The organism is Salmonella sp. SAL00653 (assembly GCF_046552515.1).
In the GTDB taxonomy this organism is placed as follows: Bacteria; Pseudomonadota; Gammaproteobacteria; order Enterobacterales; family Enterobacteriaceae; genus Salmonella; species Salmonella enterica.
On sequence record NZ_JBGDTY010000035.1, the window covers coordinates 1 to 5265 of the forward strand.

General features: G+C 51.9%; 5 protein-coding genes and 1 pseudogene. All 6 read left to right on the top strand.

Features of this window, described 5'->3' with window-relative positions; translation table 11 throughout:
- Window positions 1-82: 82 nt before the first annotated feature.
- A pseudogene (locus ACLJRU_RS23125) lies at window positions 83-238 on the top strand (hypothetical protein); the annotation flags it as partial.
- Window positions 231-389 carry a YdaE family protein gene (locus ACLJRU_RS23130; protein WP_000917562.1) on the top strand — a complete coding sequence of 53 codons (159 nt, stop codon included), beginning with the start codon at window positions 231-233 and terminating at the stop codon, window positions 387-389. The pseudogene ACLJRU_RS23125 and the gene ACLJRU_RS23130, both read left to right, overlap by 8 nt.
- 21 nt (window positions 390-410) lie before the next feature.
- Window positions 411-761 carry a hypothetical protein gene (locus ACLJRU_RS23135; RefSeq protein WP_001539619.1) on the top strand — a complete coding sequence of 117 codons (351 nt, stop codon included), beginning with the start codon at window positions 411-413 and terminating at the stop codon, window positions 759-761.
- A gap of 126 nt (window positions 762-887) precedes the next feature.
- Window positions 888-3815 (top strand): RecE family exodeoxyribonuclease, encoded by a 2928-nt coding sequence (locus tag ACLJRU_RS23140; protein ID WP_001540692.1) that lies wholly within the window; start codon window positions 888-890, stop codon window positions 3813-3815.
- The gene (locus tag ACLJRU_RS23145; RefSeq protein WP_001539618.1) at window positions 3778-4935 is read left to right on the top strand and encodes a RecT family recombinase; all 1158 of its coding nucleotides are present in this window, start codon (window positions 3778-3780) and stop codon (window positions 4933-4935) included. The genes ACLJRU_RS23140 and ACLJRU_RS23145 overlap by 38 nt, the downstream gene beginning before the upstream one ends.
- Before the next feature lie 42 nt (window positions 4936-4977).
- Window positions 4978-5217 (top strand): DUF4060 family protein, encoded by a 240-nt coding sequence (locus ACLJRU_RS23150; protein WP_001237031.1) that lies wholly within the window; start codon window positions 4978-4980, stop codon window positions 5215-5217.
- Window positions 5218-5265 lie beyond the last annotated feature (48 nt).

Genomic DNA, 5265 nt, shown 5'->3' on the forward strand with positions numbered 1-5265 from the left:
AGGCAGGACGCCCACGAAGTAGCCGCCCGGGGCATACGAAGACCGGAATGAGATGGCAAGGTTAACGCGCAGCAGGTGATAAACGTTCCGCTGGCCGGCGATAAGGCAAACGAGGGTGAGAATGATTGATTTCGCACGTAAACCAGCTCGACAGCAGGCCGTCCCGCTCAACCGGATTGAGGTTTTAATCCGCCGCCTCTGCTACCTGCTGGCGCAGAAAGGAGATCCGGATGCTTAAACAATGCGGTTACTGCCGCAAATCCATTGATGAAGGCAAAGAAGTAAAAAACACCCTTCTCTATCTCAACGGCTCGCAACTGGCGCGCAAAGAAAAGGAATATTGTTCCAGGCAGTGCGCTGAATACGACCAGATGGCGCACGAAAGTTAAATAGTAGTTCCGAAATATGAAATGAAAAATTCGCCATTAATTTGGCGTGGCTTCCTACACCCTGAATTTAAGACTGGAGAAATTATGGAAATCGTAAAAATAGAAATGAACCTGAAAGCAGTTAATAAGAGCATTGCTTTATTCAATTGCGAAAAGAAAGTCTCAGGCGTTATTCACTCAAATTCAACTGGCGAAACCACTGTGATTCTCGACGGTGGATATGTACTCGGAAAGTTCGACTGTCCTCATTGTGCTGTAAAAGCCATTTCGCTGCTCACAGTCAAGGTAAGTGATGGAGAACAAGCAGGGTTTGGTAATTACCGAAGTTACAAGCTTGATTACTCAGAAAAATTTTATCAGACCATCCATTAAGAAAACGCCCACCGAAGCGGGCGTGCCCTGTCCGGTCCAACCGACCAAAGCGAACCGGACCTAACAACCAGATATATCGGGGTGCTGTTAAGGCACCTCCATTCTACACGAATTGAGGACAAAACAATGAGTGGAACTAATCCTGTATTTTTAGTCCGCAAAGCAAAGAAATCATCAGGCCAGAAAGACGCTGTACTCTGGTGCAGTGATGATTTTGAAGCGGCAAATGCAACACTAGATTATCTTCTGATTAAATCCGGTGCGAAGCTGAAAGATTACTTCAAAGCTGTCGCTACTAATTTCCCTGTCGTTAACGAGCTGCCGCCGGAAGGCGAACTGAGCCTCACTTTCTGCGATTACTATCAACTCGCTAAAGACAATATGACCTGGACGCAAATCCCCGGCGTCACCCTGCCATCATCTGAAGCCGCCGCCGCGGCGCGCCAGCATATCGTCGATGGTGTTGATACCGAAACAGGCGAAGTGCTGGAAGACCACACCGAAAATTTTGGTAACGAAAGCAACAGCCCTGCCCAGGCAACAGCCCCAGCCCCCGAGCTGACTGTTGTCGCAACTATGCCTCTCCGTCACCGCGTTCTTGCTCAGTACATAGGTGAAGGTGAGTATCTTTATCACGTCGACGCCTCCCAGAAAAAAGAAATTCTGCGTCTCGAAATGGACACCGATAATTCATATGTCCAGAACCTGCTGCTTGCCGCCGAGAATGTTGAAGCGTTCAAGAAAGCCATTGAACATGACATTCACAAAATAGTGAATGCCGTTAAAAAAATATTCCCTGTCGATGGAAAAACTCCTGAACTGGAGACTGTTATCCAGTTCCTTAAAACATGGTTCGAGACGGAGCATATCGATCGCGGTTTGCTCGTTAAGGAGTGGGCGAAAGGCAACCGTGTATCGGCTATTCAACGCACTGAAAGCGGCGCCAACGCTGGCGGTGGCAATAAGACTGACCGTAACCCTGATTACGAACATACTCTCGATACTCTGGACGTAGAGATTGCAATGGCCACTTTGCCTATGGACTTTAATATCTATGAGCTACCTGGCAGCGTTTACCGTCGCGCAAAAGAAATCGTAAAGAAAAAGGAAAGTCCGTTCAAAGAATGGTCCGCAGCACTTCGCGCAACGCCCGGTATCCTGGATTATTCCCGCGCCGCTATTTTCGCGCTGATCCGAAGCGCACACCCTGAGTTTTATCACTACCCCGGACGCCTTCAGGGGTATATCAACGCCAACTTAACGGAGACTGATCACGAGAACCCCACCGAGGAAGCTCTCACGGCTGCCCGACACACTCCGGAAAAAGACGCGGTAGAAGAAGCCAACCGACAGCTTGCCGCCGCGCGCGGTGAATATGTGGAAGGCATCAGCGACCCGAACGACCCAAAATGGGTGAAGACCGGGACAAGCCAGCCGACCACCGAACCTGAACTGGTTAAAAATGTTGGCAACGGTATTTTCGACGTGTCCGCTTTAATGCAGAACTCATCAACTCATGGCACAGAAACGAATCCGGAGACCACCAGCAATGTGCAGGTTCAAAAAGCTGACAGTGATGAAAAACAGGCTGGTGATGCGGTGCAGGCAGGCGAAGGCGATCTGGGTACTGGTAAAGAAGCAGTTACCGTAGAGAACCAGAATCAGGCTGAGACGCACCAGAACAACGATTCTGTGAGCCAATCTGAACCTGAGGCGCAACAAAACGTACCGGAATCGCAACAAGAAGAGCCAGAAGCAGCCTGGCCGGAATACTTCGAGCCGGGCCGCTATGAAGGTGTACCAAACGAGGTTTACCACGCCGCCAACGGGATCAGCTCAACTCAGGTGAAAGATGCTCGCGTGTCGCTGATGTACTTTAACGCGCGTCACGTAGAGAAGACTATCGTCAAAGAGCGCTCTCCAGTGCTTGATATGGGCAACCTGGTACATGTTCTGGCTCTACAGCCGGAAAACCTCGAAGCGGAGTTCAGCGTAGAGCCGGAGATCCCTGAGGGTGCTTTCACCACCACCGCCACCCTGCGCGAGTTCATCGACGCGCACAACGCCAGCCTGCCAGCGCTGCTGAGTGCTGACGATATCAAAGCGCTGCTGGAAGAGTACAACGCCACCCTGCCGTCGCAGATGCCGCTTGGAGCTTCGGTAGATGAAACCTATGCATCGTATGAGCAGCTTCCCGAAGAATTCCAGCGCATTGAAAACGGCACCAAACATACAGCCACGGCGATGAAAGCCTGCATCAAAGAGTACAACGCCACCCTGCCCGCGCCGGTTAAAACCAGCGGCAGCCGTGACGCGCTGCTGGAGCAACTGGCAATAATCAACCCTGACCTGGTCGCTCAGGAAGCGCAAAAATCGTCGCCGTTGAAAGTCTCTGGCACGAAGGCCGATCTGATTCAGGCCGTGAAATCAGTCAACCCGGCAGTGGTATTCGCCGACGAATTGCTGGATGCGTGGCGGGAGAACACCGAAGGGAAAGTGCTGGTCACCCGCCAACAGCTCAGCACCGCGCTGAACATTCAGAAAGCCCTGCTGGAGCACCCGACCGCCGGCAAATTGCTGACTCACCCAAGCCGCGCTGTCGAGGTTAGCTATTTTGGGATTGATGAGGAAACCGGGTTGGAAGTTCGGGTACGCCCTGACCTTGAGCTCGATATGGGCGGCCTGCGCATTGGCGCCGACCTGAAAACTATCAGCATGTGGAACATCAAGCAGGAAGGCCTGCGTGCGAAGTTGCACCGGGAAATCATCGATCGGGACTATCACCTGAGCGCGGCCATGTACTGCGAAACTGCGGCGCTGGACCAGTTTTTCTGGATTTTCGTCAACAAAGACGAGAACTACCACTGGGTCGCCATCATTGAGGCGTCTACCGAGTTGCTGGAACTTGGCATGCTGGAATACCGCAAAACAATGCGAGAGATAGCAAACGGCTTCGACACTGGTGAATGGTCAGCGCCTATCACAGAAGACTACACCGACGAACTGAACGATTTTGATGTGCGCCGCCTTGAAGCGTTGCGCGTACAGGCATAAGGGGAAAATCATGGAAAACACAAATATTGTTACCACTGAGCAGCAGGCACCAAACACCATTTCTGCCAGTAACGCAATTTTTAACGTTCAGGCACTGGGTCAGTTAACAGCTTTCGCTAACCTGATGGCAGACTCACAGGTGACGGTACCGGCACACCTTGCAGGGAAACCAGCCGACTGTATGGCTATCGTCATGCAGGCTATGCAATGGGGCATGAACCCTTACGCTGTGGCGCAGAAAACACACCTGGTTAACGGTGTTCTTGGTTACGAGGCACAACTGGTCAACGCAGTAATCGCAAGCTCCAGTGCCATTCATGGCCGTTTTCATTACCGCTATGGGGGTGACTGGGAGCGCTGCACCAGGACACAGGAAATCACACGCGATAAAAACGGTAAAAATGGGAAGTACACCGTCACTGAGCGCGTTCGTGGCTGGACAGATGAGGACGAGATCGGCCTGTTCGTTCAGGTTGGTGCCATTCTGCGAGGTGAATCTGAAATCACCTGGGGAGAACCTCTTTACCTCTCCGGCGTTGTTACCCGCAATTCTCCGCTATGGGTTTCAAACCCTAAACAGCAAATTGCCTATCTGGGCGTTAAATATTGGGCTCGCCTGTACTGCCCGGAAGTGATCCTCGGCGTGTACAGCCCTGATGAGGTTGAGCAACGAGAAGAACGCGAGATTAACCCTGCTCCAGTCCAGCGCATGAGCGTACAGGAAATCACCAGCGAGGTTAGCACCAGGACCAGCGCGCAGGAGTCGGCAGCTAACGTTGATGCTGTTGCCGACGATCTTCGCGAACGCATTGATACAGCAAGTTCCGTTGATCAGGCAAAAGCAATCCGTGCGGATATCGAATCACAGAAAGCGTTGCTGGGTACTGCGCTGTTCACCGAATTAAAAAACAAAGCAGTGAAGCGCTATTACCAGGTCGATGCACAGAACAAAGTCGAGGCAGTGATCAACTCAATTCCAAACCCTGGCGAACCGGAAGCCGCAGAGATGTTTGCTAAAGCTGAAAGCACGCTTGGCGCTGCTAAACGTCATCTTGGCGACGAACTGCACGATAAGTACCGCGTCACCCTGGACGATATGAAACCGGAATACATCGGCTAATTGCATCGGGAGGGGTTACGCCCTCCCGCCTGAGGAGGTTTTATGCGCCTTATAAATCGCAGTAAGCAATCGCCATTGGGCCGTCGCGCATGTGATGTTGCACTGGCGGCGCATCATGAAAAGTTCGGCGATTACGGCAGACAAAAGCACGTTACCAATTACACCGTTGTAGTGGATGGCGTAAAGGTGCCTGTTGAAGTAGTTAACCGGGCCACCAGCTACGTAGCCACCGCAATGATCGGCGTCCGGAAACTTAGAAATCTGCCAGCACAGGCAAACTGAATATTAGCGATGGCCCGCTGCGGGGCCACTGGAGAAAACGATGAGCAA

What these genes read in the sequence shown, in the direction of transcription:
- ACLJRU_RS23130 (WP_000917562.1), top strand. Translation starts at nt 231, where the DNA reads ATGCTTAAACAATGCGGTTACTGCCGCAAATCCATTGATGAAGGCAAA.
- ACLJRU_RS23135 (WP_001539619.1), top strand. Translation starts at nt 411, where the DNA reads ATGAAAAATTCGCCATTAATTTGGCGTGGCTTCCTACACCCTGAATTT.
- ACLJRU_RS23140 (WP_001540692.1), top strand. Translation starts at nt 888, where the DNA reads ATGAGTGGAACTAATCCTGTATTTTTAGTCCGCAAAGCAAAGAAATCA.
- ACLJRU_RS23145 (WP_001539618.1), top strand. Translation starts at nt 3,778, where the DNA reads ATGTGCGCCGCCTTGAAGCGTTGCGCGTACAGGCATAAGGGGAAAATC.
- ACLJRU_RS23150 (WP_001237031.1), top strand. Translation starts at nt 4,978, where the DNA reads ATGCGCCTTATAAATCGCAGTAAGCAATCGCCATTGGGCCGTCGCGCA.